Below are 14685 nucleotides of genomic sequence, written 5' to 3'. Positions count from 1 at the left end.
AGGCACCCATGCTGAGCTAGTTCAGCTGTTCCTGCGTACTCAGCATAGGTACCCGCCTTCGCGGGTACGACGGGTGCGGGCCAGCGCTTAGAAATCCATCAGGATCCCGGCGCCCAGCGACTTCTGCGAATAGTTGTAATCGATGAGGCTCTGGCCATATCCCGCGAAGCCCTGCACATATCCTTTCAGATTGTTCACCAGCGGGAACGCCACGCCAGCCTGCACCGCGCCGTGCCCCGTGTCGAAATTGCCTCGCACCATGGCGGTATATTCGAAGCCCTTGTCGCGGTAGGTGAAGCGCACATCGCCGTGCCCCATGTAGTCTGTAATGTCGGGATTGTCGTTGTTGGATTTTTCGTTATCGAGCCGCTTCCACACGCGCGCGATGACGCCAAGGTTCCCGCTCTCCAGGCCGACCTGGCCGTAAACGCGATTCCAGCTGCGCGACAACGTCGCGCCCTGACCATTCGATTCATGCACCGCGCCGATCGACACGAAGCGCAGATTCACAGGGCCCATCTGCTGATTAACGGGTACGACTGCCATCAACTCGGGCCGGTAATTGGTTTCGCGGAACGGGCTCGAATACTGGCGCGAATATGCCTGCCAGAAACTCCGTTGCGTGTACGCCGCCCAAATATCGATCGGCAGGTTACCGATACCTTCCAACACCTTTGCCTTGAAGCTCAGCTGATAAGTCAGCTCAACGTGCTTCGACGCGTAACCATCCGGCCGGGTTTCACGGAATGGCCGGTCGTTGGTGGCGTTGCTCTGGTTCGCGACCAACAGGTAATTGTCGAGCAGCGGATGCACCGCATACAGGCCGCGCTTGGCGTCCGCATTGAGTTCCCAATCCTGGCTCATGCGCGACACCTTGGTATCGGGCGCTTTCACCTTGGTGGTCGGCTTGGCGGCGATCTGCGGCTCGGCGACGGTTGGCGCCGCGGCCACGACAGGCGCGGCAGCTTCGGCCGCCTTCACTTGCTTGGACAGCGCATCGAAGCAGCCCAGGCGGGCGCTGGAATCGCCAAGAATGGAGCAACGGAGCAAGTGCTGTTCGGTTTCGCCGGCATGGGCGGGAGCAACGGCAATCAGTAGTGTGGAAATCAGTGCGGAGGTACGGAGCTTCATCGAATCGTGGCTTATAACATTGGAAAGCGGTCGAGTATATCGACTATTGCCGTTTGGCGACTTTCGATACGCGCTGCGGTTGATGGCCCCGTTGCGAAGCGCGGCATCACCGAAATTCAAGCGCTGGTACACTTTTCAAACCAGTCTTAGTTTCGCGCCGACCGGGACTGAACAGCGCGACTTTGGCGCAACCCAAGTCAGCTTGAAAGGAGATCGATATCATGAAGGTCGTCTCATTCACCGAAGCGCAAGCCAACCTCGGTGCGCTGCTCGACGCCGTATGCAAGGACAATGCACCGACAACAATCAAACGAGAACATGGCGAGGATGTGGTCGTGTTGACACGCTCGGAATTCGGCAGCTTGACCGAGACTCTCTATCTCCTCGGAACCGAAAATAACGCCCGGAATTTGCGCGAATCGATCGCACAAATGAAGGCCGGCGATGTCGTATGGCATGAGCCATTCATAAAAAATGACGAATCAAAAGGTGAAGAACCAACGATTGGCCAAGACTTTCGTCATCGCTTGGGCTAGCCGTGCATGGCAGGAATACCTTTTTTGGCAAGACCACGTTCCTCAAATCGTCAAACTGATTAACAGCCTGGTAGACGAATGCAGGCGACACCCATTCACCGGAGGTGGCCGGCCCGAGCGCCTCGCACACGATCTGATCGGATTATGGTCGCGGCGCATAACGCGGGTGAGGACCGATTGGTCTACTTGACCGAGGCCGACACCGTCTATATTTACAGCTGTCGTCACCACTATTAGTCGCCAAACAAATAAAAACGGCACCGGGATTTCTCCTCGGTGCCGTTTTCGTTTGAGTGACTAGCTAATTACGCGTCGTCGCCCAGATGGGATGCAGCTGCTGCCGCGGTGCTGTCTTCCATCGCTTGCAGCTCGGAAGCCATGTTGGCCTTCTCCTGCTGCAGCAATGCCGCGCGCTCTTCCACTTCCCACTGCTCTTTTTCCTTCTTGGCGCGATGGAAGGCCAGGCCGGTACCGCCAGGAATCAGGCGGCCGACGATGACGTTTTCCTTCAGGCCGCGCAGACCGTCGCGCTTGCCCATGATCGCCGCTTCAGTCAGCACGCGGGTGGTTTCCTGGAACGATGCGGCCGAGATGAACGAATCGGTCGACAGCGATGCCTTGGTAATACCCAGCAGTACGTTTTCGTACGTCGCAGGGATCTTGCCGGCGGCGATCACGCGGTCGTTTTCGTCCAGCAGCTCCGAACGCTCGACCTGCTCGCCCACGATGTAGTTCGCATCGCCAGCTTCGACGATCTGAACACGGCGCAGCATCTGACGCACGATCACTTCGATGTGCTTGTCGTTGATCTTCACGCCCTGCAGACGGTACACGTCCTGCACTTCGTCGACGATGTAACGCGCCAGCGCTTCGATACCCAGCAGACGCAGGATGTCTTGCGGATCGGCCGGGCCGTCCACGATCATCTCGCCCTTGTTCACTACCTGGCCGTCGTGTACCAGCACTTGCTTGTCCTTGGTGATCAGGAACTCGTGCTTGTTGCCGTCCATGTCCGTGATTTCCAGACGCTGCTTGCCCTTGGTCTCTTTACCGAAGGCCACGGTACCCGTGACTTCCGCCAGCATGCCGGCGTCTTTCGGCGAACGCGCTTCGAACAGCTCGGCAACCCGCGGCAGACCACCGGTAATGTCGCGCGTCTTCTGCGATTCGGTCGGGATACGTGCCAGCACTTCGCCGACCGATACCGACTGACCATCTTTCACCATGATCAGCGCGCCAACCTGGAAGCCGATCGCCACACTGTGTTCGGTGCCGGCGATTTTGACTTCTTCGTTGTTCTCGTTCAGCAGCTTGACCTGTGGACGCAGGGTCTTGGTCAGCGAACCGCGACGCTTGGCGTCGATCGCAACCAGGGTCGACAGGCCGGTGACTTCGTCGACCTGGCGAGCAACGGTGACGCCCTCTTCCACGTTCTCGAAGCGCACGGTACCTGCGTACTCGGTAATGATCGGACGGGTCAGCGGATCCCAGGTCGCCAGCGCCGTGCCGGCCTTGATGACCATGCCGTCCTTGACGATCAGGGTCGCGCCGTACGGCACCTTGTGACGCTCGCGCTCGCGGCCATGGTCGTCCGTGATCAGCACTTCGCCGGAACGCGAAATGACGATCTGGGCGCCCTTGCCGTTGGTGACGTAACGCATGGTCGCGGTGAAACGGATGGTACCGTTCGACTTCGCTTCCACCGACGACGCCACTGCCGCACGCGATGCCGCACCACCGATGTGGAAGGTACGCATGGTCAGCTGGGTACCTGGCTCACCGATCGACTGCGCTGCGACCACACCGACGGCTTCGCCGGCGTTGACCAGCATGCCGCGGCCGAGGTCACGGCCGTAGCACTTGGCGCACAGGCCGAAGCGCGTGTCGCAGGTAAGCGGCGTACGCACCTTGACTTCGTCGATCGACAGGCGCTCGACTTCTTCCACCATGTCTTCGTCCAGCAAAGTGCCGGCTTCGTACAGGGTTTCCTGGGTCTCAGGGTTGACGATGTCATGGACGTTGACACGGCCGAGGATACGGTCGCGCAGCGCTTCGATGACTTCACCGCCTTCGACCAGCGCCTTCATGACGGTGCCGTTGGTGGTGTTGCAATCGTCCTCGATCACGACCAGGTCCTGGGTCACGTCGACCAGGCGGCGCGTCAGGTAACCCGAGTTCGCGGTCTTCAGCGCGGTGTCGGCCAGACCTTTACGAGCGCCGTGGGTCGAGATGAAGTACTGAAGCACGTTCAGGCCTTCGCGGAAGTTCGCGGTAATCGGCGTTTCGATAATCGAACCGTCCGGCTTGGCCATCAGGCCTCGCATACCGGCCAGCTGGCGAATCTGGGCTGCCGAACCGCGCGCGCCCGAGTCGGCCATCATGTAAATCGCGTTGAACGATTCCTGGGTCGACTTGGTGCCGTCGCGCTTGACGACGTCTTCCACTTTCAGCTGGTCCATCATGGCCTTGCCGACTTCGTCCGAGGTCTTGCCCCAGATGTCGACGACCTTGTTGTAACGCTCGCCGGACGTGACCAGACCCGAAGCGTACTGCTGCTCGATCTGCTTGACTTCCTGCTCCGCTGCCGCGATCAGGGTGACCTTCTGCGGCGGCACCAGCATGTCGTCGACCGCGATCGAGATACCGGCGCGGGTCGCCAGGCGGAAGCCCGACTGCATCAGCTTGTCGGCAAACACGACGGTAGCGCGCAGGCCGCACTTGCGGAACGACGTGTTGATCAGCTTCGAGATCTCTTTCTTCTTCAGGGCGCGGTTCAGCACGCTGAACGGCAGGCCCTTCGGCAGGATCTCGGACAGGATCGCGCGGCCGACCGTGGTTTCGTAGCGCGTGACGGTGCGCACGAATTCGCCAGTCTCGGCATCCTTCGGGTTCTCGACGATACGCACGGTGATGCGGGTCGTCAGCTCGACTTCCTTGTTGTCGTAGGCGCGGATCACTTCCGACACGTCGGTGAACAGCATGCCTTCGTTACGGGCGTTGATCGCTTCGCGGGTCGCGTAGTACAGACCCAGCACGATATCCTGCGAAGGAACGATCGACGGCTCGCCGTTCGACGGGAACAGGATGTTGTTCGACGCCAGCATCAGCGTGCGCGCTTCCATCTGCGCTTCGATCGACAGCGGGACGTGGACAGCCATCTGGTCACCGTCGAAGTCGGCGTTGAACGCCGCGCAGACGAGTGGGTGCAGCTGGATCGCCTTGCCTTCAATCAGGACCGGCTCGAACGCCTGGATACCGAGACGGTGCAGCGTAGGCGCACGGTTCAGCATGATCGGGTGCTCGCGGATCACGTCTTCCAGGATGTCCCAGACCACCGGTTCCTGGATCTCGACCAGCTTCTTGGCGGCCTTGATCGTGGTTGCCAGGCCCATCAGTTCGAGCTTGTTGAAGATGAACGGCTTGAACAGTTCGAGCGCCATCAGCTTCGGCAGGCCGCACTGGTGCAGCTTGAGCTGCGGACCGACCACGATGACCGAACGGCCCGAGTAGTCGACGCGCTTGCCCAGCAAGTTCTGACGGAAACGGCCGCCCTTGCCCTTGATCATCTCAGCCAGCGACTTCAGCGGACGCTTGTTGGCGCCGGTCATCGCTTTGCCGCGACGGCCGTTGTCCAGCAGCGAGTCGACCGCTTCCTGGAGCATGCGCTTCTCGTTACGCGTAATGATTTCCGGCGCGCGCAGTTCCATCAGGCGCTTCAGGCGGTTATTACGGTTGATGACGCGGCGATACAGGTCGTTCAGGTCGGAGGTCGCAAAGCGGCCGCCGTCCAGCGGGACCAGCGGACGCAGTTCCGGCGGCAGCACCGGCAGTACTTCCATGATCATCCAGTCCGGCTTGATGCCCGAACGCTGGAATGCCTCGAGCACTTTCAGGCGCTTGGCGTATTTCTTGATCTTCGCTTCGGACTTCGACTCTTTCAGCTCGACGCGCAACGCTTCGGCATCGCGGTGGATGTCGATCGAACGCAGCAGCTCACGGATGCCTTCGGCGCCCATGAATGCGGTGAAATCGTCGCCGTACTCTTCGTACTTGGCGGCGTAGTCGTCTTCCGACATGATCTGGCACTTCTTCAGCGGGGTCATGCCGGGATCGGTCACCACGTATGCTTCGAAGTAGAGCACGCGCTCGATGTCGCGCAGCGTCATGTCCAGGACCATGCCCAGGCGCGACGGCAGCGACTTCAGGAACCAGATGTGCGCGGTCGGCGAGGCCAGCTCGATGTGGCCCATGCGCTCGCGGCGCACCTTGGCCAGCGTGACTTCGACGCCGCACTTTTCGCAGATCACGCCGCGGTGCTTCAGGCGCTTGTACTTGCCGCACAGGCACTCGTAGTCCTTGATAGGACCAAAGATCTTGGCGCAGAACAGGCCGTCGCGCTCAGGCTTGAAGGTGCGGTAGTTGATGGTTTCCGGCTTTTTGACTTCGCCGTAGGACCACGAACGGATTTTTTCAGGCGACGCCAGGCCAATCTTGATGGCGTCGAAGGTTTCATTCGTTTGAACTTGCTTGAATAGATCGAGCAGTGCTTTCATGTATCACTCCAGAGGTGATTAAATTTCTATGCTTGGGACTTGCGTCCCCAACCAGCCGGCGAATCCAGGGTCAGGTCCAGCGGACCTGACCCCATCCTCAACCTTCTTAGTTGCGCTCGAGGTCGATATCGATACCCAGCGAGCGGATTTCCTTCACCAGCACGTTGAACGATTCCGGCATACCGGCTTCGATCACATGGTCGCCTTTGACCAGGTTCTCGTAGACCTTGGTACGGCCGTTCACATCGTCCGACTTGACCGTCAGCATTTCCTGCAGCACGTACGACGCGCCGTAGGCTTCCAGCGCCCACACTTCCATCTCACCGAAGCGCTGGCCGCCGAACTGGGCTTTACCGCCCAGCGGCTGCTGCGTCACCAGCGAGTAAGGACCGGTGGAACGCGCGTGCATCTTGTCGTCGACCAGGTGGTGCAGCTTCAGCATGTGCATGTAGCCGACGGTAACCTTGCGCTCGAACGATTCGCCCGTGCGGCCGTCGTACATGGTGACCTGGTTCTTCGATGGCGTCATGCCCAGCTTGGTGGCAATCGGCTCAGGGTAGGCCAGGTCCAGCATGCGGCGGATCTCCGACTCGTGCGCGCCGTCGAACACTGGCGTCGCGAAAGGCACGCCATTCTTCAGGTTGCTCGCCAGCGACATGATTTCGTCGTCGCTGAAGCTGTCGAGGTCTTCCGTCTTGCCGGTCTCGTTGTAGATCGTGTTGAGGAACTTGCGCATTTCCTCGACCTTCGCTTGCGACTTCAGCATTTCGCCGATGCGCAGGCCCAGGCCCTTCGCCGCCCAACCGAGGTGGGTTTCGAGGATCTGACCGACGTTCATTCGCGATGGAACGCCCAGCGGGTTCAGCACCACGTCGGCCGGCGTACCGTCGGCCATGAACGGCATGTCTTCAACTGGCACGATACGGGAAACCACACCCTTGTTACCGTGACGGCCGGCCATCTTGTCGCCCGACTGCAGGCGGCGCTTGACGGCCAGGTAGACCTTGACCATCTTTTGCACGCCTGGCTGCAGCTCGTCGCCTTGCGTGAGCTTCTTGCGCTTCTCTTCGAAGGCCAGGTCGAACTGGTGGCGCTTCTCGGCGATCGATTCCTTGATCGCTTCGAGGGCGGCGGCAGCGTCGTCTTCGCTTGGGCGGATGTCGAACCAGTGGTACTTGTCGAGGTCGTCCAGGTATTCCTTGGTCAGCTTGGCGCCTTTGGCCAGCTTCTTCGGACCGCCGTTGACGACTTTACCGATCAGCATCTTCTCGAGACGCTGGAAGGCGTCGCCTTCGACGATACGCATCTGGTCGTTCAGGTCGAGGCGGAAGCGCTTGAGCTCGTCATCGATGATCTGCTGGGCGCGCTTGTCGCGGACGATGCCTTCGCGGGTGAAAACTTGCACGTCGATCACGGTGCCGATCATGCCCGATGGCACGCGCAGCGAGGTGTCTTTGACGTCCGAAGCCTTCTCGCCGAAAATCGCGCGCAGCAGCTTCTCTTCCGGGGTCAGCTGGGTTTCGCCTTTTGGCGTGACCTTGCCGACCAGAGTGTCGCCGGCCTGCACTTCAGCGCCGATGTAGACGATGCCCGACTCGTCCAGGCGAGCCAGCTGGTTCTCCGCCAGGTTCGAGATGTCGCGGGTGATTTCTTCCGCGCCCAGCTTGGTGTCACGCGCCACGACCGACAGCTCTTCGATGTGAATCGAGGTGTAGCGGTCGTCCTTGACGACGTTTTCCGAGATCAGGATCGAATCCTCGAAGTTCAGGCCGTTCCACGGCATGAACGCCACCAGCATGTTCTGGCCCAAGGCCAGCTCGCCCAGGTCGGTCGATGCGCCGTCGGCGATCACGTCGGCCTTGGCCACGCGGTCGCCTACCTGCACGATCGGACGCTGGTTGATGTTGGTGTTCTGGTTCGAACGGGTGTACTTGATCAGGTTGTAGATGTCGACGCCGACTTCGCCCGCCTGTGCTTCGTCGTCGTTGACGCGAATCACCACACGGCCTGCATCGATGTAGTCCACCACGCCGCCGCGCAGAGCCTGCACGGTGGTGCCCGAGTCGACCGCAACGGTGCGCTCGATACCGGTGCCGACCACGGCCTTTTCAGGACGCAGGCAAGGAACGGCCTGGCGCTGCATGTTGGCGCCCATCAGCGCGCGGTTTGCATCGTCGTGCTCGAGGAACGGGATCAGCGACGCCGCAACCGACACGATCTGGCCTGGGGCCACGTCCATGTACTGGATGCGCTCCGGCGAGACCAGGATCGTTTCGCCGGCTTCACGGGCCGAGACCAGTTCGTCGGTCAGCTTGTTGACGCCGTCGATGGTCGCGTTCGCCTGGGCGATGATGTAGCGGCCTTCTTCGATCGCCGACAGGTAGTCGATCTTGTCGGTGACGACGCTGTTTTCGACCTTGCGGTAAGGCGTCTCGAGGAAGCCGTACTCGTTCAGGCGGGCAAACAGAGCCAGCGAGTTGATCAGACCGATGTTCGGTCCCTCAGGCGTTTCGATCGGGCACACGCGGCCGTAGTGGGTCGGGTGCACGTCGCGCACTTCGAAGCCGGCGCGCTCGCGGGTCAGACCGCCAGGGCCAAGAGCCGAAACGCGGCGCTTGTGGGTGATCTCGGACAGCGGATTGGTCTGGTCCATGAACTGCGACAGCTGCGAGGAGCCGAAGAATTCGCGGATCGCGGCCGAAATCGGCTTGCTGTTGATCAGGTCGTGCGGCATCAGGTTGTCCGCTTCGGCCTGGCCGAGGCGTTCCTTGACGGCGCGCTCGACGCGCACCAGGCCGGCGCGGAACTGGTTTTCCGCCAGTTCGCCGACGCAACGCACGCGGCGGTTGCCCAGGTGATCGATATCGTCGACTTCGCCGCGGCCATTGCGCAGCTCGACCAGGATCTTGATCACGGCCAGCACGTCGTCGTTCGACAAGGTCATGGCACCGGTCAGTTCGTCACGGCCGATGCGGCGGTTGAACTTCATGCGGCCGACGGCCGACAGGTCGTAGCGCTCAGGGCTGTAGAACAGGCCGTTGAACAGGGCCTCGACTGAATCTTCGGTCGGCGGCTCGCCAGGACGCATCATGCGGTAGATCGCCACTTTCGCGGCCATCTGGTCGGCGGTGTCGTCGATGCGCAGGGTCTGCGAGATGTAGCCGCCCTGGTCCAGGTCGTTGGTGTACAGCGTCTGGATTTCGGTGATGTTGGCGTCGCGCAGCTTGCCGAGCAACTCTTCGGTCAGCTCGTCGTTGGCCGATGCGACCACTTCGCCGGTTTCGGCGTCGACGATGTTCTTGGCCAGCACGCGGCCGAGCAGGTAGTCTTCAGGCACGGAGATGTGCTTGATGCCAGCCGCTTCGATGTCGCGCACGTGCTTGCTGTTGATGCGCTTGTCCTTCAGGACCAGCGTCTTGCCGGACTTGTCGACGATGTCGAAACGCGCCACTTCGCCACGCAGACGCTCGGCGACGAATTCCATCTCGGCGCCTTCGGAGCGCAGGTTGAAATTGTCGAACACGAAGAAGTTCGCGAGGATCTGCTCGTGCGACATGCCGATGGCTTTCAGCAGGATCGTCACAGGCATCTTGCGGCGGCGGTCGACGCGGAAGAACAGGATGTCTTTCGGGTCGAACTCGAAGTCCAGCCACGAGCCGCGGTAAGGGATGATGCGTGCCGAGAACAGCAGCTTGCCCGACGAGTGCGTCTTGCCGCGGTCGTGCTCGAAGAACACGCCCGGGGAACGGTGCAGCTGCGACACGATGACGCGCTCGGTACCGTTGATGACGAACGAGCCGGTGGTCGTCATGAGCGGCAGTTCGCCCATGTAGACTTCTTGCTCTTTCATTTCCTTGACCACAGGCTTGGTCGGCGATTCCTTATCCAGGATCACCAGGCGAACCTTGGCGCGCAGCGGCGACGCGAACGTCAGGCCACGCTGTTGGCATTCCTTGACGTCGAACGCCGGGTCGCCCAGGACATACGACAGGAACTCGAGGCGCGCAAAACCATTGTGCGACACGATAGGGAAAATCGAGGTGAAAGCCGACTGCAGGCCGTCGTTCTTGCGAATTGACGGCGCTGCGTCCGCTTGCAGGAAATTCTCGTAAGATTCAAGCTGGGTAGCCAGAAGGAAGGGAACGTTGTGAACGTTGGCGCGCTTCGCGAATGATTTGCGAATGCGTTTCTTCTCAGTAAATGAGTAGTGCATGGACACTCCGTGAGTGACTAAAGGATGAGAATTCAGGAATTTCCAGGGTCCGCGAGAAGCGGGTAGCCGCACTGGAAAGGCCTCAAGTCTCGAGCTTCGGTCAGGTGAAAAGAAGGCGAAACAACTGCAAGGGTACTACCTTACTACATATACGACAGGGACGACAAAAGAGCCAAAGCCGCATTCCCTTCCTCTCGGAAGGGAACCGCAAGCTTTGACTCCGGCGCGGAACAGCCGCCCAATACTGCTATTACTTGATTTCGGCTTTCGCGCCAGCTTCTTCCAGCTTCTTCTTGCCGGCTTCTGCGTCTGCTTTCGAAATCGCTTCTTTCACGGTCTTCGGTGCGCCATCGACCAGGTCTTTGGCTTCTTTCAGGCCCAGACCGGTGATTTCGCGAACTGCTTTGATGACGCCAACTTTGTTCGCGCCGAAATCGGCCAGAACCAGGTTGAATTCGGTCTGCTCTTCAGCAGCCGCGCCAGCAGCGGCGCCGCCAGCTGCTGGAGCTGCCATTGCTGCGGCCGAAACGCCGAACTTCTCTTCGAATGCCTTGACCAGGTCGTTCAGGTCCATTACGGACATTTCGCTAACTGCTGCCAGGATGTCGTCTTTGCTGATTGCCATTTGAAACTCCATTTAATTTGTTGAGGACAGACTTCGCTACGCGAGGATCTGTCCCACAATACGTTTGCTAATAGATTGGTATTGACTAAAAAAGTGCAACGATTACGCTGCTGCTGGGGCTTCTTCTGCTGCAGCTTCTGCTGGAGCGGCGCCATCGCCTTTTTTCGCTGCCAGGGCAGCCAGACCACGTGCAAAGCCCGACACCGGAGCCAGCATAACGCCCAACAACTGCGAGATGAGAACTTCACGGCTAGGAATGCTTGCCAACGCTGCAACAGCCGCTTTATCCAGCGACTTGCCTGCGTAGTTACCTGCCTTGATGACCAGCTTGTCGTTGGTTTTAGCGAAGTCGTTGATGACTCGCGCTGCTGCAACTGCATCGTCCGAGATCGAGTAGATCAGCGGACCGGTCATGGAATCGGCCAGGCTTGCAAACGGCGTGCCTTCGACGGAGCGACGAGCGAGCGTATTTTTCAACACACGCAGGTACACGCCTTGGGTACGCGCTTTGGCACGAAGTTGCGTCAAGTGACCAACCTGGATGCCACGATATTCGGCCACGACGATCGTTTGCGCAGATGCTACTTTTGCGGAAACTTCGGCGACGACGGCCTTTTTGTCATTCAGATTGAGACCCACGGTCAACCTCCTTAAATGATGCTCGGCAAATGCCTCGCATCGGTTCGAACACGGCGTCCGAAGTTAAGAAGTACAAAGAGCGGAATAAATTCCTGCAACATGGACTACAAAACTTGCTCGGGTACACCATCTGCGTTGGGTAAGCTCTTTTAACCTCTGCCCGACTGCTGCTTCGGCCCAACGGTCTTTGATTGTCTGGCCGGGAACTCCCGGCCAGCCCAAAGATGTGCCTCGCGCCGAAACGCGAGGGCTTGATTCTTTATTTAAGCTGCCAGGGACGACTGGTCGACGCGAACGCCGGCGCCCATGGTCGACGAGATCGCGACCTTGCGCAGGTACACGCCCTTCGACGACGTTGGCTTGGCCTTGTTCAGTGCTTCGATCAGGGCGACCAGGTTGGTCTTCAGGTCGGCGTCGCTGAACGACTTGCGGCCGATGGTGGCGTGGATGATACCTGCCTTGTCGGTACGGTACTGAACCTGGCCGGCTTTCGCGTTTTTCACCGCGGTAGCGACGTCGGCGGTCACGGTGCCGACTTTCGGGTTAGGCATCAGGCCGCGTGGTCCCAGGATCTGGCCCAGGGTACCGACGATACGCATGGTGTCAGGCGAAGCGATGACGATGTCGAAAGGCATGTCGCCGGCTTTGACGCGCTCGGCCAGGTCTTCCATACCGACGATGTCGGCGCCGGCGGCTTTCGCCTGCTCGGCTTTTTCGCCGGTCGCGAACACAGCGACGCGAACGGTCTTGCCGGTGCCGGCTGGCAGCACGACGGAACCGCGAACGACCTGGTCCGACTTCTTCGGATCCACACCCAGCTGCACCGAGACGTCGATCGACTCGTTGAACTTGGCGGTGGCGAATTCCTTGACCAGGGCCACTGCGTTGTCGAAGCCATACGACTTGTTACGGTCGACCTTGGCCTTGATTGCTTTAACGCGCTTAGACAGTTTTGCCATGATTAAACACCTTCCACCGTGATGCCCATCGAACGCGCGGAACCGGCGATGATGCGAACTGCAGCATCCATGTCGGCAGCGGTCAGATCTGGCTGTTTTGTTTTTGCGATTTCTTCAGCTTGGGCGCGGGTCAGCGAACCGACTTTGTCGGTATGCGGCTTCGGCGAACCTTTGGTGATGCCGGCGGCCTTCTTGATCAGGTAGGTCGCAGGAGGCGTCTTCATCACGAAGGTGAAGGACTTGTCGGCGAACGCGGTGATCACGACAGGGATAGGCATACCTGGCTCGACACCCTGGGTCTGGGCGTTGAACGCCTTGCAGAATTCCATGATGTTCAGGCCGCGCTGACCCAGCGCCGGGCCGATCGGTGGGGATGGGTTTGCTTTACCAGCTGGCACTTGCAGCTTGATAAAACCAATGATTTTCTTTGCCATGATGGCTCCATATCTTGGATTGAGTAGTAGCGCCCCGCCGGTATTTCATTGGCGAGGCTCCTCTTGTCAGGTTCCGCCTTGCGGCGCCGCCCTGACTAAACGGTATTAAACCTTCTCGACCTGGCCGAACTCGAGTTCGACTGGCGTTGCGCGGCCGAAGATGGTGACCGAGACGCGCACTTTGGATTTCTCGTAATTGACTTCTTCGACGTTGCCGTTGAAGTCGGTGAACGGACCATCCTTGATGCGGACTTGCTCGCCCACTTCGTACAGCACTTTCGGACGCGGCTTTTCGACGCCTTCCTGCATTTGCTGCATGATCTTGTCGATCTCGCGCGCCGGGATCGGCGTCGGCTTGTTCGACTTGCCGCCGATGAAACCGGTGACCTTGCTGGTGTTCTTGACCAGGTGCCAGGTTTCGTCGGTCATTTCCATCTCGACCAGCACGTAGCCAGGGAAGAAACGACGCTCGGAGACCGACTTGACGCCGTTCTTGACTTCAACGACTTCTTCGACCGGCACCAGGATCTGGCCGAACTGGTCTTGCATGCCGGCGCGCTCGACGCGCTCCATCAGCGCGCGCATGACGCTCTTCTCCATGCCGGAGTAAGCGTGCACGACGTACCAGCGCTTGTTACTGACTGGAACGCTCACTGGCGCTGCAGCTTCTGGTGCTGGCGACTCTTCGCCGGACACATCATCTTGCATATCGCTCATTATTGTTTCCAACCAAGTATCAAGTCGTACAGCACGAATTCCAGGATCTTGTCCGTGCCCCAAAGGAAGATTGCCATGACCAGCACAAAGCCGAAGACGACCATGGTGATCTGCATCGCCTCCTTGCGCGTAGGCCAGACGACCTTTTTGGTTTCGCGAACGGATTCTTTGGCGAAGTTCAGGAAGTCGCGGCCGGTGGCGGAAGTCCACAAAAGCAGGACGGCAAAAGCCAAACCAGCCACGAGTGCGCCTGCGCACATCAAAGCTGGTTTATTATGGCCTTTCAGGTAAAAGAACCCGACGACCCCCGCAATCATGGCAACTACTGCCAGCGCCACCTTAAACTTGTCGTTCGACGTGCTGACGGTTTGCACGGATTGATTAGACATACTTTTTAACTTTCGGTGCCTAGCACCAGATCGGTGGCAGGGACGGAGGGCATCGAACCCCCAACCTTCGGTTTTGGAGACCGACGCTCTGCCAATTGAGCTACGTCCCTACGTAAAACTTCAGTGGAATCAGCGATTGTACCAGAGGGGAGCCCCGCTGGCAAATCACCGACTTCCCTGCCCGGCATCGCCAGGATGCCGGACCGTCAGGCCGGATCCGCGGGACCCGGCCTCAACGACGTATTACTTGCTGGCTTCGCTCAGGATCTTGGCAACGACGCCGGCGCCGACGGTACGGCCGCCTTCACGGATTGCGAAGCGCAGGCCTTCTTCCATCGCGATCGGGTTGATCAGCTTGACGGTGATCGACACGTTATCGCCTGGCATGACCATTTCTTTGTCCGCTGGCAACTCGATCGAACCAGTCACGTCCGTGGTACGGAAGTAGAACTGTGGGCGATAGTTGTTGAAGAACGGGGTGTGACGGCC

The 14685-nt window shown here is 59.6% G+C and carries 12 protein-coding genes and 1 tRNA gene; 2 read left to right on the top strand and 11 right to left on the bottom strand.

Features of this window, described 5'->3' with window-relative positions:
• Positions 1-87: 87 nt before the first annotated feature.
• Complete coding sequence (locus AC1D02_RS21025) at positions 88-1131, bottom strand: phospholipase A (RefSeq protein WP_477320413.1); 1044 nt, start codon at positions 1129-1131, stop codon at positions 88-90.
• Between the two features lie 221 nt (positions 1132-1352).
• On the opposite strand from AC1D02_RS21025, the gene AC1D02_RS21020 reads away from it, so the two are divergent.
• Positions 1353-1667 carry a type II toxin-antitoxin system Phd/YefM family antitoxin gene (locus AC1D02_RS21020; protein WP_477320412.1) on the top strand — a complete coding sequence of 105 codons (315 nt, stop codon included), beginning with the start codon at positions 1353-1355 and terminating at the stop codon, positions 1665-1667.
• On the top strand, positions 1606-1857 hold the full coding sequence (locus tag AC1D02_RS21015; RefSeq protein WP_477320411.1) for a Txe/YoeB family addiction module toxin: 252 nt from the start codon (positions 1606-1608) through the stop codon (positions 1855-1857). Before AC1D02_RS21020 ends, AC1D02_RS21015 begins: the two co-directional genes overlap by 62 nt.
• A 115-nt stretch (positions 1858-1972) precedes the next feature.
• Here AC1D02_RS21015 and rpoC read toward each other — a convergent pair whose 3' ends face one another.
• The 10 genes from rpoC to AC1D02_RS20965 all read right to left on the bottom strand — a co-directional run.
• Positions 1973-6220: a DNA-directed RNA polymerase subunit beta' gene (gene rpoC / locus AC1D02_RS21010; protein WP_477320410.1), complete on the bottom strand. Its 4248-nt coding sequence runs from the start codon at positions 6218-6220 to the stop codon at positions 1973-1975.
• 106 nt (positions 6221-6326) lie between these two features.
• Positions 6327-10433: a DNA-directed RNA polymerase subunit beta gene (rpoB, locus tag AC1D02_RS21005; protein WP_477320409.1), complete on the bottom strand. Its 4107-nt coding sequence runs from the start codon at positions 10431-10433 to the stop codon at positions 6327-6329.
• A 250-nt stretch (positions 10434-10683) separates the two neighbouring features.
• Positions 10684-11058 (bottom strand): 50S ribosomal protein L7/L12, encoded by a 375-nt coding sequence (rplL, locus tag AC1D02_RS21000; RefSeq protein ID WP_477320408.1) that lies wholly within the window; start codon positions 11056-11058, stop codon positions 10684-10686.
• A gap of 102 nt (positions 11059-11160) precedes the next feature.
• Positions 11161-11697 carry a 50S ribosomal protein L10 gene (rplJ, locus tag AC1D02_RS20995; RefSeq protein ID WP_477320407.1) on the bottom strand — a complete coding sequence of 179 codons (537 nt, stop codon included), beginning with the start codon at positions 11695-11697 and terminating at the stop codon, positions 11161-11163.
• A 263-nt stretch (positions 11698-11960) separates the two neighbouring features.
• Positions 11961-12656 carry a 50S ribosomal protein L1 gene (rplA, locus tag AC1D02_RS20990; RefSeq protein WP_477320406.1) on the bottom strand — a complete coding sequence of 232 codons (696 nt, stop codon included), beginning with the start codon at positions 12654-12656 and terminating at the stop codon, positions 11961-11963.
• A gap of 2 nt (positions 12657-12658) precedes the next feature.
• Positions 12659-13090, bottom strand: a complete 432-nt coding sequence (gene rplK, locus AC1D02_RS20985; protein ID WP_099916524.1) for a 50S ribosomal protein L11 — start codon at positions 13088-13090, stop codon at positions 12659-12661.
• Positions 13091-13195: 105 nt separating this feature from the next.
• Positions 13196-13807, bottom strand: coding sequence for a transcription termination/antitermination protein NusG (nusG, locus tag AC1D02_RS20980; protein ID WP_477320405.1), 612 nt, complete (start codon positions 13805-13807; stop codon positions 13196-13198).
• Positions 13807-14196, bottom strand: coding sequence for a preprotein translocase subunit SecE (secE, locus tag AC1D02_RS20975; RefSeq protein WP_477320404.1), 390 nt, complete (start codon positions 14194-14196; stop codon positions 13807-13809). The genes nusG and secE overlap by 1 nt, the downstream gene beginning before the upstream one ends.
• A 34-nt stretch (positions 14197-14230) precedes the next feature.
• A tRNA-Trp gene (locus AC1D02_RS20970) sits at positions 14231-14306 on the bottom strand.
• 133 nt (positions 14307-14439) lie between these two features.
• Positions 14440-14685: EF-Tu C-terminal domain-related protein (locus AC1D02_RS20965; RefSeq protein ID WP_477320403.1), on the bottom strand; the 246-nt coding region annotated here is incomplete at its 5' end.

The organism is Massilia sp. P1_C10 (genome assembly GCF_056406475.1).
Note: the sequence above shows the minus strand (reverse complement) of the source record. Positions and strands in the feature narration are given on the sequence as shown.

What these genes read in the sequence shown, in the direction of transcription:
- AC1D02_RS21025 (WP_477320413.1), bottom strand. Translation starts at nt 1,131, where the DNA reads ATGAAGCTCCGTACCTCCGCACTGATTTCCACACTACTGATTGCCGTT.
- AC1D02_RS21020 (WP_477320412.1), top strand. Translation starts at nt 1,353, where the DNA reads ATGAAGGTCGTCTCATTCACCGAAGCGCAAGCCAACCTCGGTGCGCTG.
- AC1D02_RS21015 (WP_477320411.1), top strand. Translation starts at nt 1,606, where the DNA reads ATGACGAATCAAAAGGTGAAGAACCAACGATTGGCCAAGACTTTCGTC.
- rpoC (WP_477320410.1), bottom strand. Translation starts at nt 6,220, where the DNA reads ATGAAAGCACTGCTCGATCTATTCAAGCAAGTTCAAACGAATGAAACC.
- rpoB (WP_477320409.1), bottom strand. Translation starts at nt 10,433, where the DNA reads ATGCACTACTCATTTACTGAGAAGAAACGCATTCGCAAATCATTCGCG.
- rplL (WP_477320408.1), bottom strand. Translation starts at nt 11,058, where the DNA reads ATGGCAATCAGCAAAGACGACATCCTGGCAGCAGTTAGCGAAATGTCC.
- rplA (WP_477320406.1), bottom strand. Translation starts at nt 12,656, where the DNA reads ATGGCAAAACTGTCTAAGCGCGTTAAAGCAATCAAGGCCAAGGTCGAC.
- rplK (WP_099916524.1), bottom strand. Translation starts at nt 13,090, where the DNA reads ATGGCAAAGAAAATCATTGGTTTTATCAAGCTGCAAGTGCCAGCTGGT.
- nusG (WP_477320405.1), bottom strand. Translation starts at nt 13,807, where the DNA reads ATGAGCGATATGCAAGATGATGTGTCCGGCGAAGAGTCGCCAGCACCA.
- secE (WP_477320404.1), bottom strand. Translation starts at nt 14,196, where the DNA reads ATGTCTAATCAATCCGTGCAAACCGTCAGCACGTCGAACGACAAGTTT.